This is a genomic window from Chryseobacterium soli (assembly GCF_000737705.1).
Lineage (GTDB): Bacteria > Bacteroidota > Bacteroidia > Flavobacteriales > Weeksellaceae > Chryseobacterium > Chryseobacterium soli.
Genome location: NZ_JPRH01000001.1, coordinates 590,900 through 611,692, shown reverse-complemented (window position 1 = coordinate 611,692; position 20,793 = coordinate 590,900). Strand labels below are relative to the sequence as shown.

General features: G+C 36.3%; 23 protein-coding genes. 19 read left to right on the top strand and 4 right to left on the bottom strand.

Annotation, left to right across the window (positions count from 1 at the left end; translation table 11 throughout):
- Positions 1-12 precede the first annotated feature (12 nt).
- The 5 genes from IW15_RS02830 (at position 13) to msrA (ending at position 6,629) form a co-directional block, all read left to right on the top strand.
- Positions 13-1,212: a PepSY-associated TM helix domain-containing protein gene (locus tag IW15_RS02830; RefSeq protein ID WP_034709132.1), complete on the top strand. Its 1,200-nt coding sequence runs from the start codon at positions 13-15 to the stop codon at positions 1,210-1,212.
- Positions 1,209-3,326 carry a TonB-dependent receptor gene (locus IW15_RS02825; protein WP_034709825.1) on the top strand — a complete coding sequence of 706 codons (2,118 nt, stop codon included), beginning with the start codon at positions 1,209-1,211 and terminating at the stop codon, positions 3,324-3,326. The genes IW15_RS02830 and IW15_RS02825 overlap by 4 nt, the downstream gene beginning before the upstream one ends.
- A 52-nt stretch (positions 3,327-3,378) precedes the next feature.
- On the top strand, positions 3,379-4,587 hold the full coding sequence (locus IW15_RS02820) for a PepSY-associated TM helix domain-containing protein (RefSeq protein ID WP_034709131.1): 1,209 nt from the start codon (positions 3,379-3,381) through the stop codon (positions 4,585-4,587).
- An 83-nt stretch (positions 4,588-4,670) separates the two neighbouring features.
- Positions 4,671-5,639 (top strand): ROK family protein, encoded by a 969-nt coding sequence (locus tag IW15_RS02815; RefSeq protein WP_034709129.1) that lies wholly within the window; start codon positions 4,671-4,673, stop codon positions 5,637-5,639.
- Positions 5,640-6,068: 429 nt separating this feature from the next.
- Positions 6,069-6,629, top strand: coding sequence for a peptide-methionine (S)-S-oxide reductase MsrA (msrA, locus tag IW15_RS02810; RefSeq protein ID WP_185097411.1), 561 nt, complete (start codon positions 6,069-6,071; stop codon positions 6,627-6,629).
- A 62-nt stretch (positions 6,630-6,691) separates the two neighbouring features.
- Here msrA and IW15_RS02805 read toward each other — a convergent pair whose 3' ends face one another.
- Complete coding sequence (locus IW15_RS02805; RefSeq protein WP_034709125.1) at positions 6,692-7,462, bottom strand: hypothetical protein; 771 nt, start codon at positions 7,460-7,462, stop codon at positions 6,692-6,694.
- Between the two features lie 385 nt (positions 7,463-7,847).
- Between IW15_RS02805 and IW15_RS22580 the strand changes: the two genes are divergently transcribed.
- The 12 genes from IW15_RS22580 (at position 7,848) to IW15_RS02745 (ending at position 17,151) form a co-directional block, all read left to right on the top strand.
- Positions 7,848-8,036 (top strand): hypothetical protein, encoded by a 189-nt coding sequence (locus IW15_RS22580; protein WP_131368461.1) that lies wholly within the window; start codon positions 7,848-7,850, stop codon positions 8,034-8,036.
- Between the two features lie 65 nt (positions 8,037-8,101).
- Entirely contained in the window at positions 8,102-9,796 is a 1,695-nt protein-coding gene (locus IW15_RS02795; RefSeq protein WP_051881712.1) for a tetratricopeptide repeat-containing sensor histidine kinase, read from the top strand.
- Between the two features lie 12 nt (positions 9,797-9,808).
- Complete coding sequence (locus IW15_RS02790) at positions 9,809-10,474, top strand: response regulator (protein WP_034709121.1); 666 nt, start codon at positions 9,809-9,811, stop codon at positions 10,472-10,474.
- A gap of 128 nt (positions 10,475-10,602) precedes the next feature.
- Positions 10,603-10,752, top strand: coding sequence for a hypothetical protein (locus tag IW15_RS22680; protein WP_165585154.1), 150 nt, complete (start codon positions 10,603-10,605; stop codon positions 10,750-10,752).
- A 5-nt stretch (positions 10,753-10,757) separates the two neighbouring features.
- The gene (locus IW15_RS02785; RefSeq protein ID WP_034709119.1) at positions 10,758-11,090 is read left to right on the top strand and encodes a YegP family protein; all 333 of its coding nucleotides are present in this window, start codon (positions 10,758-10,760) and stop codon (positions 11,088-11,090) included.
- Positions 11,091-11,101: 11 nt separating this feature from the next.
- On the top strand, positions 11,102-12,172 hold the full coding sequence (locus IW15_RS02780) for a type I restriction endonuclease (protein WP_034709117.1): 1,071 nt from the start codon (positions 11,102-11,104) through the stop codon (positions 12,170-12,172).
- Between the two features lie 15 nt (positions 12,173-12,187).
- Positions 12,188-13,468, top strand: coding sequence for a PH domain-containing protein (locus tag IW15_RS02770; RefSeq protein ID WP_131368459.1), 1,281 nt, complete (start codon positions 12,188-12,190; stop codon positions 13,466-13,468).
- 60 nt (positions 13,469-13,528) lie between these two features.
- A complete protein-coding gene (locus IW15_RS02765) occupies positions 13,529-14,035 on the top strand; it encodes an SH3 domain-containing protein (RefSeq protein ID WP_051881711.1) in 507 nt (168 codons plus the stop codon).
- A 55-nt stretch (positions 14,036-14,090) separates the two neighbouring features.
- Complete coding sequence (locus IW15_RS02760; RefSeq protein WP_034709112.1) at positions 14,091-14,492, top strand: DUF6804 family protein; 402 nt, start codon at positions 14,091-14,093, stop codon at positions 14,490-14,492.
- 7 nt (positions 14,493-14,499) lie between these two features.
- A complete protein-coding gene (locus IW15_RS02755; protein WP_034709110.1) occupies positions 14,500-14,907 on the top strand; it encodes a hypothetical protein in 408 nt (135 codons plus the stop codon).
- 6 nt (positions 14,908-14,913) lie between these two features.
- Positions 14,914-16,251 (top strand): hypothetical protein, encoded by a 1,338-nt coding sequence (locus IW15_RS02750; protein WP_034709108.1) that lies wholly within the window; start codon positions 14,914-14,916, stop codon positions 16,249-16,251.
- 15 nt (positions 16,252-16,266) lie between these two features.
- The gene (locus tag IW15_RS02745; RefSeq protein ID WP_034709106.1) at positions 16,267-17,151 is read left to right on the top strand and encodes a hypothetical protein; all 885 of its coding nucleotides are present in this window, start codon (positions 16,267-16,269) and stop codon (positions 17,149-17,151) included.
- Between the two features lie 53 nt (positions 17,152-17,204).
- Here the strand turns inward: IW15_RS02745 and IW15_RS02740 are convergent, their stop codons facing one another.
- From IW15_RS02740 to IW15_RS02730, 3 genes are all read right to left on the bottom strand, one after another.
- On the bottom strand, positions 17,205-17,648 hold the full coding sequence (locus IW15_RS02740) for a GNAT family N-acetyltransferase (protein ID WP_034709104.1): 444 nt from the start codon (positions 17,646-17,648) through the stop codon (positions 17,205-17,207).
- The gene (gene yihA, locus IW15_RS02735) at positions 17,648-18,271 is read right to left on the bottom strand and encodes a ribosome biogenesis GTP-binding protein YihA/YsxC (RefSeq protein ID WP_034709102.1); all 624 of its coding nucleotides are present in this window, start codon (positions 18,269-18,271) and stop codon (positions 17,648-17,650) included. Before yihA ends, IW15_RS02740 begins: the two co-directional genes overlap by 1 nt.
- 62 nt (positions 18,272-18,333) lie before the next feature.
- A complete protein-coding gene (locus tag IW15_RS02730; RefSeq protein WP_034709101.1) occupies positions 18,334-19,095 on the bottom strand; it encodes an alpha/beta fold hydrolase in 762 nt (253 codons plus the stop codon).
- Positions 19,096-19,366: 271 nt separating this feature from the next.
- Here IW15_RS02730 and mraZ point away from each other — a divergent pair, with 271 nt between their 5' ends.
- Positions 19,367-19,825 carry a division/cell wall cluster transcriptional repressor MraZ gene (gene mraZ, locus IW15_RS02725; protein ID WP_034709098.1) on the top strand — a complete coding sequence of 153 codons (459 nt, stop codon included), beginning with the start codon at positions 19,367-19,369 and terminating at the stop codon, positions 19,823-19,825.
- Positions 19,826-19,866: 41 nt separating this feature from the next.
- Entirely contained in the window at positions 19,867-20,760 is an 894-nt protein-coding gene (gene rsmH / locus IW15_RS02720) for a 16S rRNA (cytosine(1402)-N(4))-methyltransferase RsmH (protein ID WP_034709096.1), read from the top strand.
- Positions 20,761-20,793: the final 33 nt, after the last annotated feature.

Genomic DNA, 20,793 nt, shown 5'->3' with positions numbered 1-20,793 from the left:
TAACTTTTTACTATGAGGAAAAAGCATCACCCTAAAAAGAAAATTTCTTCAACGAAAAAATGGTCTGCCAAACTGCATTTGTGGTTTGGCTTGTCCGTTGGTTTGATTGTTTTCATTGTTTCGCTGACCGGTACGCTTTACGTTTTTAAGGATGAAATACAGAACAGCCTTCGAAAAGAAACTATCCATGTAAAAGAACCCACCAGTACACCACTATCTATTAACGTACTAAAGGAAAAGATAACCTTAGAGATTAATGAAAAATATCCGGTAAGCGCTGTTGAAATTCCTCTCGATAAAAACAAGTCTTATAAGTTTTCTTATTATGAAAAAAATAAAAAAGGCTGGAATTATTTTGACGAAGTAAAAATCAACAAGCTGGTATATGTCAACCAATACACTGGGGAAATTCTAGCTGTGTATGATGAAAAGTATGATTTCTTCAACATTGTAAAATACATCCACTGGAGTCTGCTCCTGAATTCTACGTGGGGCCCCTATGTAGTGGGAATTCCGGTAGTTCTTTTCATCATCATGCTCATCACGGGAATCATTTTATGGTGGCCACAAAATAAGAAAGCAAGAAAAGGGCGTTTCTGGTTCAACTGGAACAATGTAAAAACATGGAAGCGTAAAAATTATGATCTTCATAATGTATTAGGATTTTATGCTTCATGTATTGCCCTGTTAATGAGTATAACAGGAATTTATTTTACATATCCTTATGTGAAAAACGTCTTCAATTTCGCATTATCAGGTTCTTTAGAGCTTCCGAAAGAAAAAGAAATCAAGTCTCAGGATTCTCTTCTGGCAAAAAATACATCGGTTTTTGACCTTAGTGCTCAGGAAACAAGAAAACGTTATTCATCCTCTTCAAGTTTCAGAATTTCTTTAAACGGGAAAAATAAAAAAGGAAAAGAATTAAAAAATATTCCGGTCCTCGTGTATGGAAAAGAAGGAAGATTCAGTGAAAGAAATCAAATCGTATTTGATAAATACTCGGGAAAACTGCTTTCTGACAAACCTCATCAACAATTAAGCAACGCAGAAAAATATTCCAATGCCAACTATGATATCCACACCGGATCCTACTTCGGACTGTTTGGAAAAATTATTTGGTTTATCGCAGGACTGATCTGCACCTCACTTCCCGTCACCGGATTTCTGGTTTGGTGGGGAAAAAGGAAAAAACAAGGAAAGAAAATATCATGAGAAAAGTGCTTCTATCGGCAGCCTGTCTGGGAACGACGACTGTTTTTGCTCAAATTAAAGATACATTACAGTCTCAAAATGTTGACGAAGTCATCATGACCGCTTCCAGGAAAAAGGAAAATATAAAAGAAATCCCCGGTTCTGTAACCGTAGTGAACGAAAAACAGATCCAGTCTCAGCTGACTGTGAATTCTGATATCACCAGCATCCTGCAATATACCGTTCCCAGTTTAGGAACCAATTCAGGGCAAACTTCCAATACAGGGCAAACCTTGCGGGGCCGTCAGGTGTTGGTACTTATTGACGGCGTTCCCCAGTCGACACCGCTTAGAAACGGAGCCAGAGACTTAAGGACAATTGATCCTTCAGTGATTGAAAGAATAGAAGTCATCAAAGGAGCCTCCTCAATTTACGGAAACGGAGCGGATGGAGGAATTATCAACTACATCACCAAAAGAAGTAAAACCGACCAAAAAATATCCGGAATTTCTCAATTCGGACTGACGGCACAGCCCTACGGCGGAACGTTAGGTTTCAGAGCAAGCCAGCTTCTATCCGGAAAGGTCAATAGGTTTGATTATGTGGTGTCTATGGCCTATGAAAGAACAGGCTACATGAAAGATGCGAACGGAATTAATCTAAGTCCTACGTACAGCCCCGCAAAAATGGATAATTATAACGGAATGCTGAAGGTGGGCTATACAATCAACAATGATCAGAGAATTGAAGCATCTTATATCGGATATGCCTCCAGATCAGACTTAAATTTAGGCTTAAAAACAGGAAAATACGGCATTACCCCAACCATTGGAGAAGGAGTTGGAAAGAATCTTGAAACCACTCCGCAGGGAACCCCTAGAAATCATAATATCAAACTAAGTTATGACCATAAAAATCTATTCTGGGGAACTACAGCCTTAAATATCAACACCTATTATCAGGATTTTAAAACCGTTTACGGATACAGTGATACCTTCTTAAACGGGGGACAGTCCAACGTCATTTCAAAAAAATATGGGGCAAGAGCCAATTTTGACACTCAATTGTGGAATGGAAAAAATTCTCAGGGAGAAGTAATCTATGGTCTTGATGTTCTGAATGACCAGACCGTACAAAAGCTCGAAGACGGCCGCTACTGGACGCCGGATATGGATATGACCAACATTGCTCCTTTCCTGTTGGTGAAAATTGATCTATTAAAAAAATTAACGATCAGGGGAGGATTACGCTATGAAAACATGAGCGTGAATGTCGGAGATTTCAATACGCTTTCTTCCATCAAAAATGACGGTACTTTTACCCAAAGTATCTTTGTAACCGGCGGAAAACTGAAATATAATGCCTTAGTAGGAAACATCGGAGTCCGTTACAATATTGAAAACTATATCAATCTGTTCGGAAGCTTTTCACAGTCCTACTCGATCAATGAACTGGGAAGAATTTTAAGAACCTCAACGCAGGGAACGATCCAGAATTTAGAAACCAAGCCGATTATTGTCAACAACTACGAATTGGGAGCCACAGGGCAGATTTCAAAATGGATCAATTATGAAATCACGTCGTATGTAAGCACTTCAAAATTGGGGGCATCGTTCGTTCAGAGTCCAGACAGGGCTTTAACGATTCAAAGATCCCCAGAAGTAGTCTATGGAGTAGAAGGATTTTTACATTTCACGCCTGCAAAATGGTTCAATTTCGGAGGAAGCTATAGCTGGATCGAAGGGATTACTTCAGTGAAAAATGATGGTGATTATTCAACCAAAATCAACAACAGCAGAATCTCTGCACCGAAAGTACTGGCGTATGTCCAGGTAAGGCCTACCTCATCACTTTCATTCGGGCTGGATATGCTTCATGCCTTTAAACAGGACCGTTTTGATCCCAACCCAAAAACAGGATTGTATGCATACGGTGAGGGATTCGTTCCTGATTATACCATTTTCAACCTGAAATCAAGCTACGAGGTTACTCACAACTGGAAACTGTCCTTAGGTATTGAAAATCTCTTCAATACAACCTATCAGCCTGCCATTGCATGGTGGTCGGCAAGAGACAGTGACTTCACCAACTCTTTAGGGATGAGGGGAACTTTCATGATTGAATATAAATTTTAATTAAACTAAATAAAAAAAGTAAGCATATATTTGCCAGACTTTCTATTACGATATGAAGAAAAAACATCATAAAAAGAAGCCTAGTTTTTTTAAAAAATGGTCAGCAAAACTGCATTTGTGGTTTGGTTTGGGAATCGGATTTTTGATTTTCATTATTTCTATTACCGGAGCCTTATATGTTTTTAAGGATGAGATTGAAAATATTACCCGTAAGGATGTTATCTACCACAACGAACAGCATATTGCCCAAAAACAGGTTCTTCCTATCAGAGTATTGGAAAAATCCGTTGATGAGCAGGTAAAAGAAAAATATCCCATTCATTGGGTGAACATTCCTATCGACAAAAAAATGTCGTATCAGTTCTACTGGTATGAGCACAATAAAGACGGCTGGAATTATTTTGATGAATTCCCTATCTATAAAGTGGCTTATGTAAACCCTTACAACGGAAAGGTATTAAGAACATATGATGAGAAAAACGGTTTTTTCCAGATTGTAAAGATGATCCACTGGAGCTATCTTTTAAAGCAGGACTGGGGAACCTATGTAGTGGGAATTCCGGTAATTATCTTCATTATTATGCTGATCTCAGGAATCGTTCTGTGGTGGCCTAAGAATAAAGCCGCAAGAAAACAGCGTTTCTCTTTTAAATGGAAGAATATCAAAAACTGGAAAAGAAAGAACTATGACCTTCATAATGTATTAGGATTCTACGCTTCTATTTTTGCTTTAATCTTTTCTATCACGGGTCTTTTTTATGCATTTTTTATCGTTCAGTCTGCGATCTATGTTATTTTCTCCGGTGGTGAGACCAAATACCCTGATTTTTCCGCGATAAAAACAAAAGCCCCTATCGAACTGAGAACAGAAGGAACATTAGATAAGATCATCAATACAGTTCAGCAGAAATACCCGGATTCTTTCGGTTTTGCGATCGACCTGGGCCACGAACATATGGATGATCATGAGCATCCTAATTTCGAAGTTTACGTAAAGTATCTCTCCTACTCTTATCATAAAAGCAGCAGTCTTATTTTTGATGAAAACTCGGGAGAATTGCTTCACACTCACGATCCTAAGGACAAAAATTTCGGTGAAAAAGCAGTGGGAGCCAATTATGACATTCATGTAGGATCCATTCTGGGACTTCCTACAAAAATTATCGCATTCATTGTCAGCCTTATATGTGCTTCACTCCCCGTAACAGGCTTCCTGATCTGGTGGGGAAGAAGAAAAAAGAAACCGGTAAAAGCCGTTTAAAACTTTTTTTAAGAAATGTTGAGTTAATAATTTATTAATACAATCTTTTTTATAATTTTAACCCTTTAGAATTTAAAATAGAAATGTCATTAATAGATTTATCAAAACACGTTGCCCTAGGAATTGATATTGGCGGAACTAATACTAAGTTCGGAGTTGTAAATCACCGCGGGGAAGTCCTTGAAAAAGGAAATCTAAGGACCGATGAATTCGAGAAGGTTGAGGATTTTATCGATGCTTTATATAACAAAGTACACCCACTGATCGAAAAATACGGTACAGAGAAAAACTTTGACGGAATCGGTGTAGGCGCTCCGAATGCCAACTATTATAAAGGAACCATAGAGCAGGCCCCTAATTTACCCTGGAAAGGATTAGTGCCTTTCAGTGATATGATGAAGGCCAAATTCAATCTGCCGTGCACCATTACAAATGATGCTAATGCAGCAGCTCTTGGTGAAATGCTTTTCGGTGCCGCACGCGGGATGAAAGATTTTATCATGATCACCCTGGGAACAGGAGTAGGCAGCGGAATTATTTCTAACGGAAGTTTGATCTACGGACATGACGGTTTTGCCGGAGAATTAGGCCATACTATTGTAAAACCCGGCGGAAGAAAGCACTGGAGTACCGGTTCTGAAGGAAGCCTGGAAGCGTATGCTTCTGCCACAGGAATTGCCATCACCGCAAAGAAAATGAGGGCAGAATTTCCGGAATCGATGTTAAGCGAGTATACCGAAGAATCTATTAATTCTAAAACAGTACATGAATGCGCTCTGAAAGGCGATCCTATCGCTATTGAGGTATTCAGATATACAGGACAGAAATTAGGGGAGGCATTAGCCAATTTTGTGATGTTCTCTTCTCCTGAAGCCATTCTTTTATTTGGTGGCGTTATTAAGGCCGGAGAATTTATCTTAAAGCCAACAAAACTTCATATGGAAAGAAATCTTCTTCCTATTTTCAGAAATAAAGTAAAATTGGTTTTCAGTGAGCTGGACGAAGCGGATGCTGCCATTCTTGGAGCAAGTGCTTTGGTTTGGGAAAAATAATTGAAAGCTATTTTAAATATACGGAGCATCCTTTTTAAGGGTGCTTTTTTGTGGCTATTTATGAGATCGGTCATGGTCTTCGTGTTGAAAGCTAACCACAGATTACACTGATTTATACAGATGTTTATGCCTTATTTTATTGTGGCTATTCGTGCGTTTGTGTTTAAAACTACCACAGATTACACAGAGCTGCACAGATGATGGTGATGTATGTTTCGTGTGGATATTCTTGCCTTCATTTTAAAAAATCTCGCAGATTAAACAGATTACGCAGATGTTTAGACTCATCTTGCGTGTGGTTATTCGTGATATCTATTTGTGTTATTCGTGTATAAAATTGCAAAAGTTTTTCCTATTTTTGATTAGTTTTTTCACTCATTTCCATCGCGGATAAGAGTAAAACCGGACCAATATAATAATCAATCTACAATGGATAAAAATAATTTAGAACAGATCACTTTCGGAGGCGGATGTTTCTGGTGTGTGGAAAGCTGTTTCAATATGCTGAAAGGGGTAGAATCGGCCATTTCCGGGTATTCCGGAGGCCATAAAGACCAACCGACCTATGAAGAGGTGTGCACGGGAGAAACCGGACATGCCGAAGTAGTACAGATCACGTATGATCCTTCCATTATCTCTTATGAACAATTAATGGATGTGTTCTTCTTCCTTCACGATCCTACCCAGCTCAACAGACAGGGCAATGACATCGGAACACAATACCGCTCCGTAATTTACTATAAAGATGAAGCCGAAAAGCAAAAAGCCATAGAAGCCATCAAAACCTCTGAAGCCTCAGGAAGATGGCCGGGAACCTACGTAACAGAATTAACTCAATTTGAAAAATTCTGGCCGGCAGAACAATATCATCAGGGATATTATAACGTTAATCCAACACAACCTTACTGCAGCGCCGTAGTAGGCCCTAAGATCCAGAAGTTTAAAAAACATTTCGGAGAACTGGGAATGCTGACTGCAGATTCTGAATAATACAAAAAAGCGAAGAGTGATCTTCGCTTTTTTTTTGCTTAACGTTTTTGAATAAAGTATTTCTAGTCTACTCCTGCATAAAAATCTACCATATGCTCGCTTACTCTTTTTAATTCTTTTCCATTTTCAGGGTTTTTTCCATCCATTGTAAAGAACTCTACCTTATTGTTGCATTTTGAATACCATGTCTTTCCTACCGCATTCTCTACGGTTAAAGTATCCGGCCTCATAATTTTCTTAAAATTGGTAAGTATGTTTTTGTCCATTGCCACTACATCAGAGTTGGGGTTGACAAACGTGTTATTGGTGCTTACATATTCTTCTCCATTCCAATACATATATTTATCATCACCGAATTTTCCTCCTTGATAATTTATTCCAAAAACTAAAGTCAGTATCATAGCTCCAATTCCCATCCCGTTTTTTGCTAATTGTGGCACATTAAAAATAGGCTGATTGGTAATGTTGATAATTATTTTCGAAAGTCTCTCGGAAAGGGAATCTTCATCCTGATTTATTTTAAGTTCTATTTTCGTTTCTCCTGTATCTCTCTCAATCACAGCATTATCACAAAAAGCTTCAAAATTATCATACTCTACATACCAGCTTAATTGATCCAATGTAATTTCATCAATGTCATAATCCCTATTCTCTCTTATAAGTCTTTTATGATACCTCACAAAGGTTCTTATGTCCTTAACCGAATCAAACTTCTCTTCTAGTTTTAAGACTAAGTAATTTAAAATAGAATCATTACTAGCGTTAGCTCTATTGAGTTCTTTTTTTGCTTTTTCATATGCTTTTTTAAGCAACAATTTCTTCTTATCAAACATGGAATTAGTTTAAAGGGATTAGTGGTGTCTAAATTAGACAAAACTTAGACAATAACATTACGGATTTCCGTAAAAACCAGCTATTTATATCCCAACTACTGTCCTTCCTCTGTCTAGGAATGACACCCGTTTCTGTCTTTACTTTGTCCTCAGAGATCAGCAAGAAACAAACAATAAAAAAACAAATTCAAAAAAAGCTGATTTCAAAATCACCAGATAAAACGGAGGAAAACTCCGGGTTGGGAAGCAGATGTTTCTCCTCCGTTTTTGAAGGTTCACTTCCCAAAAAAATTAGAAGCGCTTCGAAATTTTAAACGTGTACAGCTCGTGATCGAAAATCATGAGAGGAAGAAAAACAGTCTAAAAACTTCAAAATTTTAAGGAAATGATCCAGTTTATATTAATGCTACTAGGTTTAGCATTTTCAAATAATAACGCAAATACAACAGCATGTGACAATAACCCTAATCCAGTAACCGTGCAAAGCGGAATTCCGGGAAGCGGTATAGATCCGGGAGGTTCAGAGGGAGATACCAGTGGAGAAACAGGACAAATTCCTCCTCCAAAGAAATAATTAAAACAGAAGGGTGATGTTTATCGCCCTTTTTTTTATATTTAGCTCCTAATTAACTATAACTCATGCCAAACCTCAAGTTTCTAATTTTAATTTTATTATTCCTCACGACCAATTGTAATGATTCTGATAAAAGTATAAAAAAAGAAAAAACACCTTCACTAGTTGAAGCTGACAAAATCTTTGAAGAAGCAAAAAATCAATATAACAAGTCTGAAAATAAAAAAGCATTTTTATCATTCTCTAAAGCAGAGAATATTTACAAACAGAACAAAGATACTCTTGACATAGTATCTACATTAATTTATAAAGCATTTATTTTAAATGGTATTGGCGACTACTATTCAAGCAATGAAAGATCTGCAGAAGCACTTAATCTATTATCTGAGCCTAGAGATAGCGCATATTTAATTTCAGTCTACAATTGCTTAGCAATTTCCGAAACCAATCTAAAGCGCTATTCTGAGTCACTTAAATGGTATAATAAAGCTTTAAACTTAAATTCAAATAAACAAAAACAATTTACACTCAAGAATAATATTGCAGATCTTTATACAAAGTTGAAACAGTACTCAAGGAGTATCAAAATTTATGATTCTCTCCTAAGCGATAAAAATTTACAGAAAAACACAATAGATTATGCCCGAATCTTTGATAACTATAATTATTGCAAGTGGCTCGAAAATAATACCTATAATCCTGAAAATAATTTGTTACACATTTTAGATGTTAAAAAGGAACTGAAAGATATTCCAGGCCAAATATCCACACATTCTCATTTAGCAGAATATTATACCTTATTAAATACTGATAAAGCTTTATATCATACCAATGAAAAATACAAACTATCTGACAGCATCAAGAATCCTATTGATAAATTGGAATCTTTACAAAGCTTAATTGAAATAGATAATCCACAAAACACAAAAAAATATTTTAACGAATATAAATTTTTAAATGACAGTATCCAGTCTTCTAAAGATGATGCGAAAAATAGCTTTGCCCTTATAGAGTATGATGTTGAAAAAAAAGAAAATGAAAATCAACAGTTAAAACTTAAAATGGCAGAAGATGATATTAAAACTATAATACGCAACGTAGGATTAGGAGCTTTATCATTACTTCTAATAGGAGGTTTTTTCTGGTACAGAAAAAGAAAAAAAAGACTTGAACAGGAAAAAGAACTCGAAGTCAAAAACACCCAGCTTAAAATGTCGAAAAAAGTCCATGACGTAGTCGCCAACGGGATTTACCAGGTCATGACAAAAATTGAAAATCAGGAAGATTTCAGTAAAGATGAAGCGCTGGATGAGCTGGAATTTGTATACGAGAAATCCAGGGATATTTCCTACGAAAAGGAAGATACTAGAGATGAACTGGATTTTAGCGAAAAAATTTCAACGAGCATTGGTTCCTTCAATAACGATAGTGTAAAAACCTATATCGCTGGTAACGAAAAAGCTATTTGGGAACATGTAAGCCAGGCTAAACAGGAAGAAATCTACCAAATCATTCGTGAACTGCTTGTCAACATGAAAAAACACAGCCAGGCAAGTATTGTTTCTTTCCGTTTTGAAAAAAATAATAATGAGATCACCATCCACTATAAAGACAATGGAATTGGAATGTCTGGAGCAGTAATGCATAAAAATGGATTAACAAATATGGTTTCCCGTATAGAAATTTTGAAAGGACAAATTATTTTTGACACCGAAACCGAAAAAGGATTGAAAATCGACATTTCATTTCCTGTTTACTAAAAAACTAAAAAAATGTTCAAAAAAATTTTAATCGCCGAAGACCATGAAATGGGCAGCTTATCTGTTCAGAAGACATTAGAAGAACTCAACATTCCGAATGTTGATTATGTATATTACTGTGATGATGCCCTGGCTAAAGTTAAAAAATCTATTCGGGAAAATGACCCTTATGACCTGTTGATTACGGATCTTTCTTATGAAGAAGACCATCATCAACAAAATATCAAAGATGGAAAGGAGTTGATTGAAGAAGTTAGAAAATTACAGCCTTTATTAAAAATCATTGTCTTTTCCGGAGAACGCAAATCCGGAATTATTGATTCACTTTTTACTGAATCCGGAATCAACGGATATGTCCGCAAAGCCAGAAACGATTCTAAAGAACTGAAAAAAGCAATCGCATCCGTATACGCCAACGAAAACTATCTGTCTCTTGATCTTAAACAAGAAGTTAAAAAACTCAACAGTTATGAGTTCACACCCTATGACATAACGCTTGTTTCCCTTCTTTCTCAGGGAGTACAGCAAAAAAACATTCCAACTTATCTGCAGAATAACAATATTACTCCCAATAGTCTGAGCAGTGTGGAAAAAAAATTAAACAGCTTAAAAGAAGCTCTGGAGGTTACAAGCAATGAACAATTAATCGCTTTCTGCAAAGACCTGGGAATTATTTAATCCTGTTTTTACATTATATAAAAACCTTTCAATTTTTTGGAAGGTTTTTTTTGTTTTACGGTTACCCGTAAGGATTCATTTTCTAATCGCTCTACTTTTGACCCAATTAATCATTTAAAAATTTTATTATGAATGTAAAACACACTCCAACAAACATTACTCACAAAGGACTAAAAGGAGGAACTACAGGTTGCGGTACCAACACGAATGTTCATTCTGATCATTGGGTAAATACGAATGACAAAATAACATGCGACAAAAACGGATGTAAAAATTAAGAACCATGGAAAAATTTGTCATCACAAAAAGAATCAACAACGAGTATCAGTTTAATTTAAAAGCCGGAAATGGTGAAATTATTTTAACCAGTGAAGGCTACGTTCAGAAAGCATCTTGTCTAAAAGGCATTGAATCTGTGAGGATCAATTCTCAGGAGGACTCAAGATACGACAGAAGAGTTGCTAAAAACGATAAAGATTATTTTGTATTAAAAGCAAGAAACGGGGAAATCATTGGTAAAAGCCAATACTACAGTTCCAAACCTTCTATGGAAGTCGGGATTTCATCTGTGAAAAAAAATGCACCTACTGCCGAAATCGTTGACGAAACCCTTTAAAAAACAATACTATGGATCTCAAAATTAAACTTGAACAGTTACACCAGAAAGTAGTCGGCCTTAAAGATCAGATCAGTACGGAAGAAGCTACAAAAAATGCTTTTGTAATGCCTTTTATACAGATTTTAGGGTATGATATCTTTAATCCGACGGAAGTTATTCCGGAACATATTTGCGACATCGGAACCAAAAAGGGCGAGAAAGTAGATTATGTAATCAAACACAATGACGAGCCTATTTTTATTATAGAATGCAAGCACTGGAAAGAAAATGCCGATGCCCATAATTCCCAGCTTCACCGGTACTATCATGTTTCAAAAACAAGGTTTGGTGTGTTGACCAATGGAATCGTCTATAATTTCTATACCGATCTGGAAAAGCCTAATATTATGGATGAAAAACCATTTTTCACCATCAATATTGAAGATTTAAAGGACAGTTCGATCAAAATTCTGGAAAGCTTCACCAAAAAGGATTACAATCTTGAAAGCATTTTAGATTCTGCCGAAGCTTTAAAATACATCAAGGCAATCAGGAAAGAGTTTGAAAAAGAAATTGAAACCCCTTCCGACGAACTTGTTAAATTATTGGTCAGCAGATTTTTTGAAAAACACCTGACAGCCAACAGAATGGTTTCTTTTAAGGAATATACCAAGAAGGCTTTGACGACTTCCATCAACGAATCCATCAGTTTCAGGCTGAAATCTGCTTTAAGCATTAATGAACAGATTGAAAAACAGGAGGAAGGGGTAAAACCAGCCCAGCCTATTGATGAAAATAATGATTCTAAAATTGTAACCACCGAAGAGGAACTGGAAGGATTTCAAATCGTAAAAGCGATTTTAAGAGAGAAAATACCTTCTGCAAGAATTGCCCACAGGGATACTCTTTCTTATTTCGGAATTTTACTGGATGATAATAACAGAAAACCCATCTGCAGATTGCATTTTAATACGGCCAACAAATATTTGGAAACATTCCACAACGGGAAAGAAGCCGGCGAAAAAGTACTCCTGAATAATCTGGATGAAATATATAATTTCAAAGAAGAGCTCCATAAAACCTTAGAAAACTATAACTAACCCAAACTAATATCCATGAAAACTCTTTTACTTTTTGTGAAAATTTCAAGATGGAGCTTCGGTATTACGTTTATTCTGATCTCGCTGGGTTTATTAATCGAACAAGCTTTTATAGCCTCATCAGTGATGTTTGTTCTGGTGCTCTTTTTAATTCCTTTAACCTGCGATTTGATTGTTAAAAAGGTAGCTGCAATAGACATTGACGGCACGAACAAGCTTCTGAAAACGATAGATTATTCAAACCTTCAAACCATTTTACCTGTTTACCAGCAAAACGCTATCAACAGTCCAAAACCGGTAAGTGATAAGCAAAAAATTAAAGCGGGAAAAAAAATTTACTATAAGACCTTATGCAAAGCAGTTTCAGATTTTCATCTCACACAAAGTGAAATCCTGGCTCTGAATGGGATTAAGCTTTATTTCAGCTTATCCGATGAGCAAATTTTCATGGAAAAAAAGAAAATTGCCGAAAAAACAGTCAGCGCTTTAATCCAAAAATGCTATGAAAATAATGTATTGACCGATGCTGAAAATCAGCAAATTATGAACATTACTGCTTTTCTTCAATTTCCATTGCAACAAACAGAAGCTATCAAGCAAAAAATTGCCGTTTCATTATTTAACAAAATACTGGACGAAAAAGTTTCAGACAGCCGTCTATCTCCTGCAAATGAAACCCAATTAGTGCAGACGACCCGTAATTTGAAAATTAATCATCAGAATATTAAAACATTGATTTCTGACAAAAAAATCAGACAGCTGATGCGCGCCAAATTATTATGGAATTTAGATCATGGAATATTTCCCACTCTTTACAATCCTCCTATCACATTAATGAGAGATGAAACGGGTTATCTGCAGTTCAATGCCACGCTGATTGAAAACAAATTGGTTCATGCAGGATATTCCCGCTCCAGTACCAGCGTTTCTTTCAGAATAACAAAAGGAGTAAGTGCCAGAGTGGGAGGCGGAAGATACCGTCCGGTGAAAGAGCAGGTAAGAAAAACCTATCCCGGTACTTTATTTTTAACCAGCTCAAGAATAGTCTTCAACGCAGGAGCAAAAAGCTTTCAAATTCCCTTTAATAAACTTATTTCCCACGAATTTCAGTGGGGCAGCTTTGAATTGATCGTTCAGAACAAAAGCTATGCATTAAGCCTGAACAGAAACGAAGCAGAAATTCTGGCAGTAGGATTATCGAGTTCCCTCCGGCAATACGGAAAGATGAATGATCATATAAAAGTTCAGGCCATGAGGGAGATTTCGATGAATGACACTTTTATCAGCATCTCATAAAACAGTCTTCTATTGAAGCATACCCATTGAAAACCAATATATAATTTAATGTAAAACACCATGAAAACGTTCATTTCTATACTCATTCTATGCATCGGTACATTTACAGCTGTTTCTTTCAGCCTTTCTGATTCCGAAAGCTCACATCATGGCGGAAGATGTACCGGTTCTGCATCCTGCAGTGCCTGTTCCAATTGTACAGGCTGCGCTCATTGCTCTTCCGGGGGAAGCTGTGGCGTATGCAGTGGTAGTTCTTATGGAAAGAAATCATCCTCAAAGAAAAAAAAGTCTAAAGCTTCTCCGGATTCCCATTACACCAAAAAAAGCAAGTCTTATCATTCTCCAAAAATCCGGATTGATGAAATTAATATTAATACCAACAACCGGTATTTTGCTGGGGTTGCCGTTACCAATATCTATGAACATAAGTCTAAACAATCTAAAATAATAGAAACCGTTCCAAAAAACGCTGAATTAAAACAGTTATCCAAGCAAGACTCCTGGTATAAAGTACAGGTGAAAAAAAGCAGAAAGATTGGGTATGTCTATTACAAAGATGTAAAATAATTTAAAAACAAAACATCATGAACTCCAGTATTTTTTTAAATAAAAAATTCTCACCATGAAACCTTTTCTTACCCTATGTGCGATCTGTTGTTTCGTAGCTGTTTTCAGACTTCCTATAGAATATTATACTATTTTGAGAATTTTGATCTCCATGGGTGCTTTACTCGTTTTGTATAATGCAGTCCGTTTTAAGCAATACTATTTTAGTCTGATTTTTCTTTTCATCCTTATCCTTTTCAACCCTTTTTTTCCTATTTATCTCTATCGAAAAAGTATATGGATTCCTATGGATATCATCACCGGAACTCTCTTTCTGCTGATTGCTTTTGTTGAAAAACCGGAAGAAAAAAAGGAAGAAATCACAGAAACCCCGGAAGAAACCATAGCACACCCTACCCATCAGAGATTCCATTCCCGTGATGTCATTATTAATCCTAAAAACCCAAGAGAAAACTAATCCAACTATGGAACCTATTCAAATTACCGAAAATCTTAAAGCACACTTTTTAAGACTGTACCAGATGGCCATCTGTGATGATGATTTCAGTGCCCTGGAACTGAAAATGCTTTATAAATGCGCGGAAGAAAGAGGCATATCCCCTAAAAACCTGGACGAAATCCTTTTAAACCCCATTAATTTTAAATCGCTCGTTCCCCAGACGATTGAAGAAAAAGTAGACTATCTCTATGACCTCACCGTAATGATCTGGGCAGACGGAGTAGTCTCTCCGAACGAATATTCTGCAATGGAAAAATATGTTCTGATGTTTGGATTCCTGGAAGAAAACGTAAAAGCGATTGTCGATTATATGATAACCTCTGTAAAAACCGGAAAAAATAAGACAGATATTTTATACGAATTAAAAAACTAACTGATCATGACGACCAATATTAAAAATTTATTCAAATTAAAGTCAATTCCCATTGAAACTACGAAAGAGGAATCTCCCCAACCGGAAATTGATCCCAATGCAGAATCCCCTGAGGAAAGCAGAAAACGAACCTACCATGAATCCGGCTACAGAGACAGCTCCAGAAATAACGGAAATCATACAACCCTTTTCATTTGCCTCGATGCCGTGTACTCCAAATTTCAGAATGAGGAAAAAGAAATGGTGGAAAAGCAGCAAAAGCTCAAAGAATCTTACGTCAACGAACAAAAAAACCGAGAAACAGAGATCAAAGCGTTGACCGTCTCACTGGAAACCAAAGAAGAACAGCTTACCAACAAAAACATAGAAATTGAGGATCATCAAAATACCATTGAAAGCTTAAAAGCAGAGATTAACGATTTACCCAGAAACCCGGAAAAGTACAACGTAAAAGCGACAAAAGGAGCTTCCACAAAATTCTGGATTGGTGCTATTCTGCTTGTTCCCATCAGTTTGTACCTGCTTACCTTTTACATCTCAACTTCTTATTCGGCATTTTTTAAAAGTTTTGACGCCAAAAGTACAGTGATTCAAAGTGTATTAGATGCTCAGGCGTTCAGCAAAGCCTGGAATGAAGGCGCAATAGAAGGAGCCTTTGTCACGTTGATTCCCTCTGTCTTTTTAGGACTGGGCTTTTTGATCCATATGTTTGGAGAAAACAAAACACGGCTCAACTATATCAAACTGGCGCTATTATTCATTGTCACATTCATCTTTGATGCTATTTTAGCCTACGAAATTGAGTCTAAATTATATGAACTCAACAAAACCTTTGAATCTCCCCCATTCGATCTTAAAATCGCGTTTACCAAAAATCAGTTTTGGGGAATTATTTTCGCGGGATTTATTGTGTATATTATCTGGGGACTCGTTTTCGATTTTGTGATGAAGGAACACAGAGAAAAAGATAAAATTAAAAACGAACAGGAAATCAGACAGAAAAATGTGCTTTTCCTGCTGGAAAAAATCAATGCTCTAAAAAAAGAAATTGAAGAAATCCTCGCCAATATCGGAACAACCAAGGAGCTCATTATAAAAACACGCGGAAGGATTGAAGAGCTTCAAAACATCATTGACGGAGTGATTATTCCCACTAAAGATTATAAACTCTATGCTTCAGAATATGTTCAGGGCTGGGTCACGTTTATTGCTGAGAGAATAGCAGTTTCAAAAGCCGAAAAACAAACCATGATCGACAGCTGTATTGATATATACAGTACCAATCTGGAAGAAGTAGGGGCCAACTCTGATAACCAAAATTTAGTGTATCTATCTGCATTATAACTTAACTCGTTTCTTATGAAAAAAATACTGTACTTATTATTCATGATATCTTTGGTATCCTGTTGTAAAGATCCTAAAGATACCAAAGGCGGTAAAATTCCGACTGAAGATAATTCTAACGACATCAATGTTAGTATTCTGATCGATTTATCTGATAGAATCGATCCCAAAACGAACCCCAATCCGACAATGGAGTATTTTCAAAGGGATATAGAATACATTAAAGCGATTGAAAAAGGATTTCTGAACCATATCAAAACAAAAAGGATCATCACCTATAATGATCAGATGCAGGTTTTTTTCAATCCCGAACCTTCAGATCCCAAAATCAATGACTTTACCAAAGAGCTTAAAGTTTCTTTTGACCAAAACACCAGCAAAGCCTATTTCAATACCGTTGAAAAAAAATATACTCAGTTACCGTCTAACATCTATCAGTCTGCTATGAAAGACGGAAAATATGTAGGTTCTGATATCTGGGAATTTTTTAAAAATAAAGTCAATGATTATTGTGTAAAAGAAGATCACAGAAATATCTTATTTATCCTGACCGACGGATACATGTATCATGAAAACTCCAAGTTTTCAGAAAAAACAAAGACCTCTTATTTAACCTCAAAGCTTATTAAATCAAACCATTTAACAACGTCTGATTTTAAAACGGCGATTGAGAAAAATAATTTTGGTTTCGTGAAAGCCAATGATAATTTAAGCAATCTGGAAGTCATTGTGCTTGGCATTAATCCCGAAAAAGGAAATCCATTTGAAGAAGCCGTGATCAAAGAATACTGGGAAAATTGGTTTAAAGAAATGAAAATCAAAAAATATCAGATAAAATCGGCTGATTTACCTTCCAATCTGGAACCCATTATTATAAAAGCTATTACAGGTAAGAACTAAAAAAAACACTCAACATATATCCACAAAAAAAGCGAAGATAATCTTCGCTTTTTTTATTTTCTGAACATTTCCGTATGCGGAATATTGTCTTCCAGATATTTTTTTCCGGTACTTTCAAACCCGAATCCGCCATAGAATTTTAATAAATAATCCTGCGCTGAAATTCGGATTTCCGAAGTATGAAAACGGTTTTCTATGGTTTCAACAGCATATTGTATCAGCTGTTTCCCCAAGCCCGTTCCCCTTGCTTTTTCTGTCGTTAACACCCTTCCAAAAGAAGTTTCGTCATATTTTATGCCTTTATCAAAAACCCGGCAATACGCCAGAACTTCTCCATTTTCCTCGGCCCAGATGTGAATTCCTTTCTGGTCATATCCATCCAGATCAGGATAAGGACAATCCTGCTCCACTACAAATACATCAACACGGGCCTTGAGCACTTGATACAGTTCCGGCACCGTGAATTCATCGAAAGTTTTAATCTTCCAAATCATCATTATTCTTCAAAATTAACGTGGTTGTTTTTTAAAAACTCATTCGTTGTTTGTATAAAATTCAGAATTTCATCGCATCCTTCTTTCTTTTCTGCTGAGGTCACATATAACTCCGGAAGATCTTCCCATGTCTTATGAAGCTCAACCTTATAATCTTCTACATTTTTTATCGCGATATTGGGCTTCAGTTTATCAGCTTTCGTAAAAACAATTGAAAAAGGAACACCACTTTCTCCACACCATTCAATAAATTCAAGATCTATTTTTTGAGGACTGTGTCTTGAATCTACCAACACAAAAAGATTCACAAGGTTCTTTCTGTTCAGAATATAATTATTAATCAGTTTCTCAAAATCCCTTCTCATAACTTTTGAAACTTTAGCATAACCATATCCCGGCAAATCGGTAAGATACCAGTTTTCATTTATTATAAAATGATTAATAAGCTGAGTTTTTCCCGGAGTTCCGGAAGTTTTTGCCAGGTCTTTCCTATTCATCATCGCATTGATTAATGACGATTTTCCTACATTTGATCTTCCTATAAAAGCGTATTCGGGCATGGTAGGTTCAGGGCATTCCTGCCATTTTCCGCTACTTTTTACAAATTCTGCCGTTTTTATAACCATTCTTGAATATTTTTTTAGAAAAATAAACCATTAAGAAAAGCTCTTAATGGTTCAATTTATTTTTATACTTTATCTTTTAACCAGCTGTAAAGAATTTCATTGAACTCATCTGGCTTTTCCATCATTGCAGCGTGGCCACACTTATCAATCCAGAACAGATCCGAATTGGGAATAAATTTATGCATATCCTCCGCAACTTCTGGCGGAGTAACATTATCCTGCTTTCCCCAGATTAAACACGTTGGGGTTACAATTTTAGGAAGATCGTTCAGCATATTGTGTTTAATAGCACTTCTGGCAAGCATAACGGTTTTTATTCCTTTCATTCTGTCATTAACCACTCCAAAAACCTCGTCTACCAAATCTTCAGTAGCGATGGACGGATCATAAAAAACCTCTTCTGTTTTCTTTCTGATATACGATCTGTCATTCTTTCTCGGAAAACTGTCCCCGAATGTTCTTTCATACAGACCGGAACTTCCTGTTAATACCAGATTTTTCACCAGATCCGGTCTTGCAAGAGACAGGATGAGCCCAACATGGCCTCCCATTGAATTTCCTACAATGGTTACCGGTTCAGAAATATGACTTTCTATGAACTTTATAATATATTTTGCAATCGTGGTAAGATTGGTATTGAGTACCGGCAAATCGTAAATCGGTAATTGAGGTACATACACCTTAAAACCTCTATCCGAAAAGAAATTCACCATCTTATCGAAATTACTCAAACCACCCATTAAACCGTGCAACAGCACCAATGGATGTCCTTCTCCCGCCTCTACAAAAGTATATTTCTTTTCTTTTTTTGTACTAAATATCATATAATGCCTTAATAAAGCCTTGCAAAAATACAAATTAAACCTCAAAAATATTTTGATATGCCTAATTTAAACTAAAAATAATACAATAAGGACTTTTTAACATATTTTTTGAAAACTCATTTATTATGGTATGAATAACACACCGAGCAAAGGGCAACATATCAACAAATTACCCATGGATGCTTAAATCTTTAATAAAACTTATTAACATTAAGTCAAAAAGTGGGAAAAAGTGGGAAATTTTGGAAATTATTATATAAATTTGTCCCAAATGAAAAGTTTCATTGGAACATATGAGTGTAAAATTGACGACAAAGGCCGTTTAAAAGTACCTTCATCTTTAATCAAACAGATGGAAGACTTCGACGATAAGGCATTTGTAGTCAAGAGATCTGTGTTCCAACCTTGCCTGGAAGTTTATCCTATGAATGCATGGGACAAATTGATGGGCAAAATTAATAAACTAAACAGGTTCATTAAAAAGAATGCTGATTTCATTAGAATGTTTACGGCAGGAGTAAAAACGGTAGAATTGGATAATGCTGGAAGATTACAGATTTCTAAAGACCTCACCCATTTTGCAAATCTTCAGAAAGATATTGTGATTACCAGTGCAGGAGAATTATTTGAAATCTGGGATAAAGAAGCCTATGAAAAGGTAATATCCACCAATGAAGCAGATTTTGCCAGCCTTGCTGAAGATGTAATGGGCTCTTTCGATGAAGAATAAACGCGCTAAATAAAAAAAGCGGAAAAACACAAAAATAAAACATGTATCATAACCCCGTTTTGTTAAAGCAAAGTGTTGATGATTTGGTGACGAATCCAGACGGAACATATGTGGACTGTACTTTTGGAGGCGGAGGTCATTCCAGAGAAATACTGAGCAGACTTTCTGATAAAGGAAGACTATTCGGTTTCGATCAGGATTTAGATGCGCTTAAAAATAATATTGATGATCCCAGATTTACACTGGTGAATCAGAATTTCAGATTTTTAGAAAACTCCCTGCTGATGTACGGAGTTTCTCAGGTTGACGGAATTCTTGCCGATCTTGGAGTGTCCTCCCATCAGTTTGATGAAGCGGAAAGAGGATTCTCTACAAGAAGCAATGCTCCATTGGATATGAGGATGAATGTTATGCAGAGTCTTGATGCCAAAAAAGTCATCAATGAATATGAAGAAGAGCAACTGGCTGATATTTTTTATTATTACGGAGAATTAAGAGAAGCCAGAAAACTGGCAAGAGACATTGTTCATCATAGAAAAATTAAAAGCATAAACACCACTGAAGACTTGAAAAAACTCTTCAGCTTTCTTCCCCCTCACAAGGTGAATAAGTTTTATGCACAGCTTTTTCAGGCGATCAGGATTGAAGTCAATCAGGAGCTGGAAGTGTTGAAAGAAATGCTGGTTCAGTCTTACAATGTATTAAGAACAGAAGGAAGATTGGTCGTGATCTCTTATCATTCACTGGAAGACCGTTTGGTGAAAAGATTTTTGAAAAACGGAATGTTCGAAGGAGAACCGACCAGAGACATCTACGGAAACTATAAAAAGACTTTTGAATTGGTAAAAACTAAAGCAATTGTTCCTGATGATAAGGAAATTGAAGAAAACTCCAGAGCCAGAAGCGCTAAAATGAGAATAGGAATAAAATTATAATAAGACCGGTAACGATAAACCAACACCAGTACA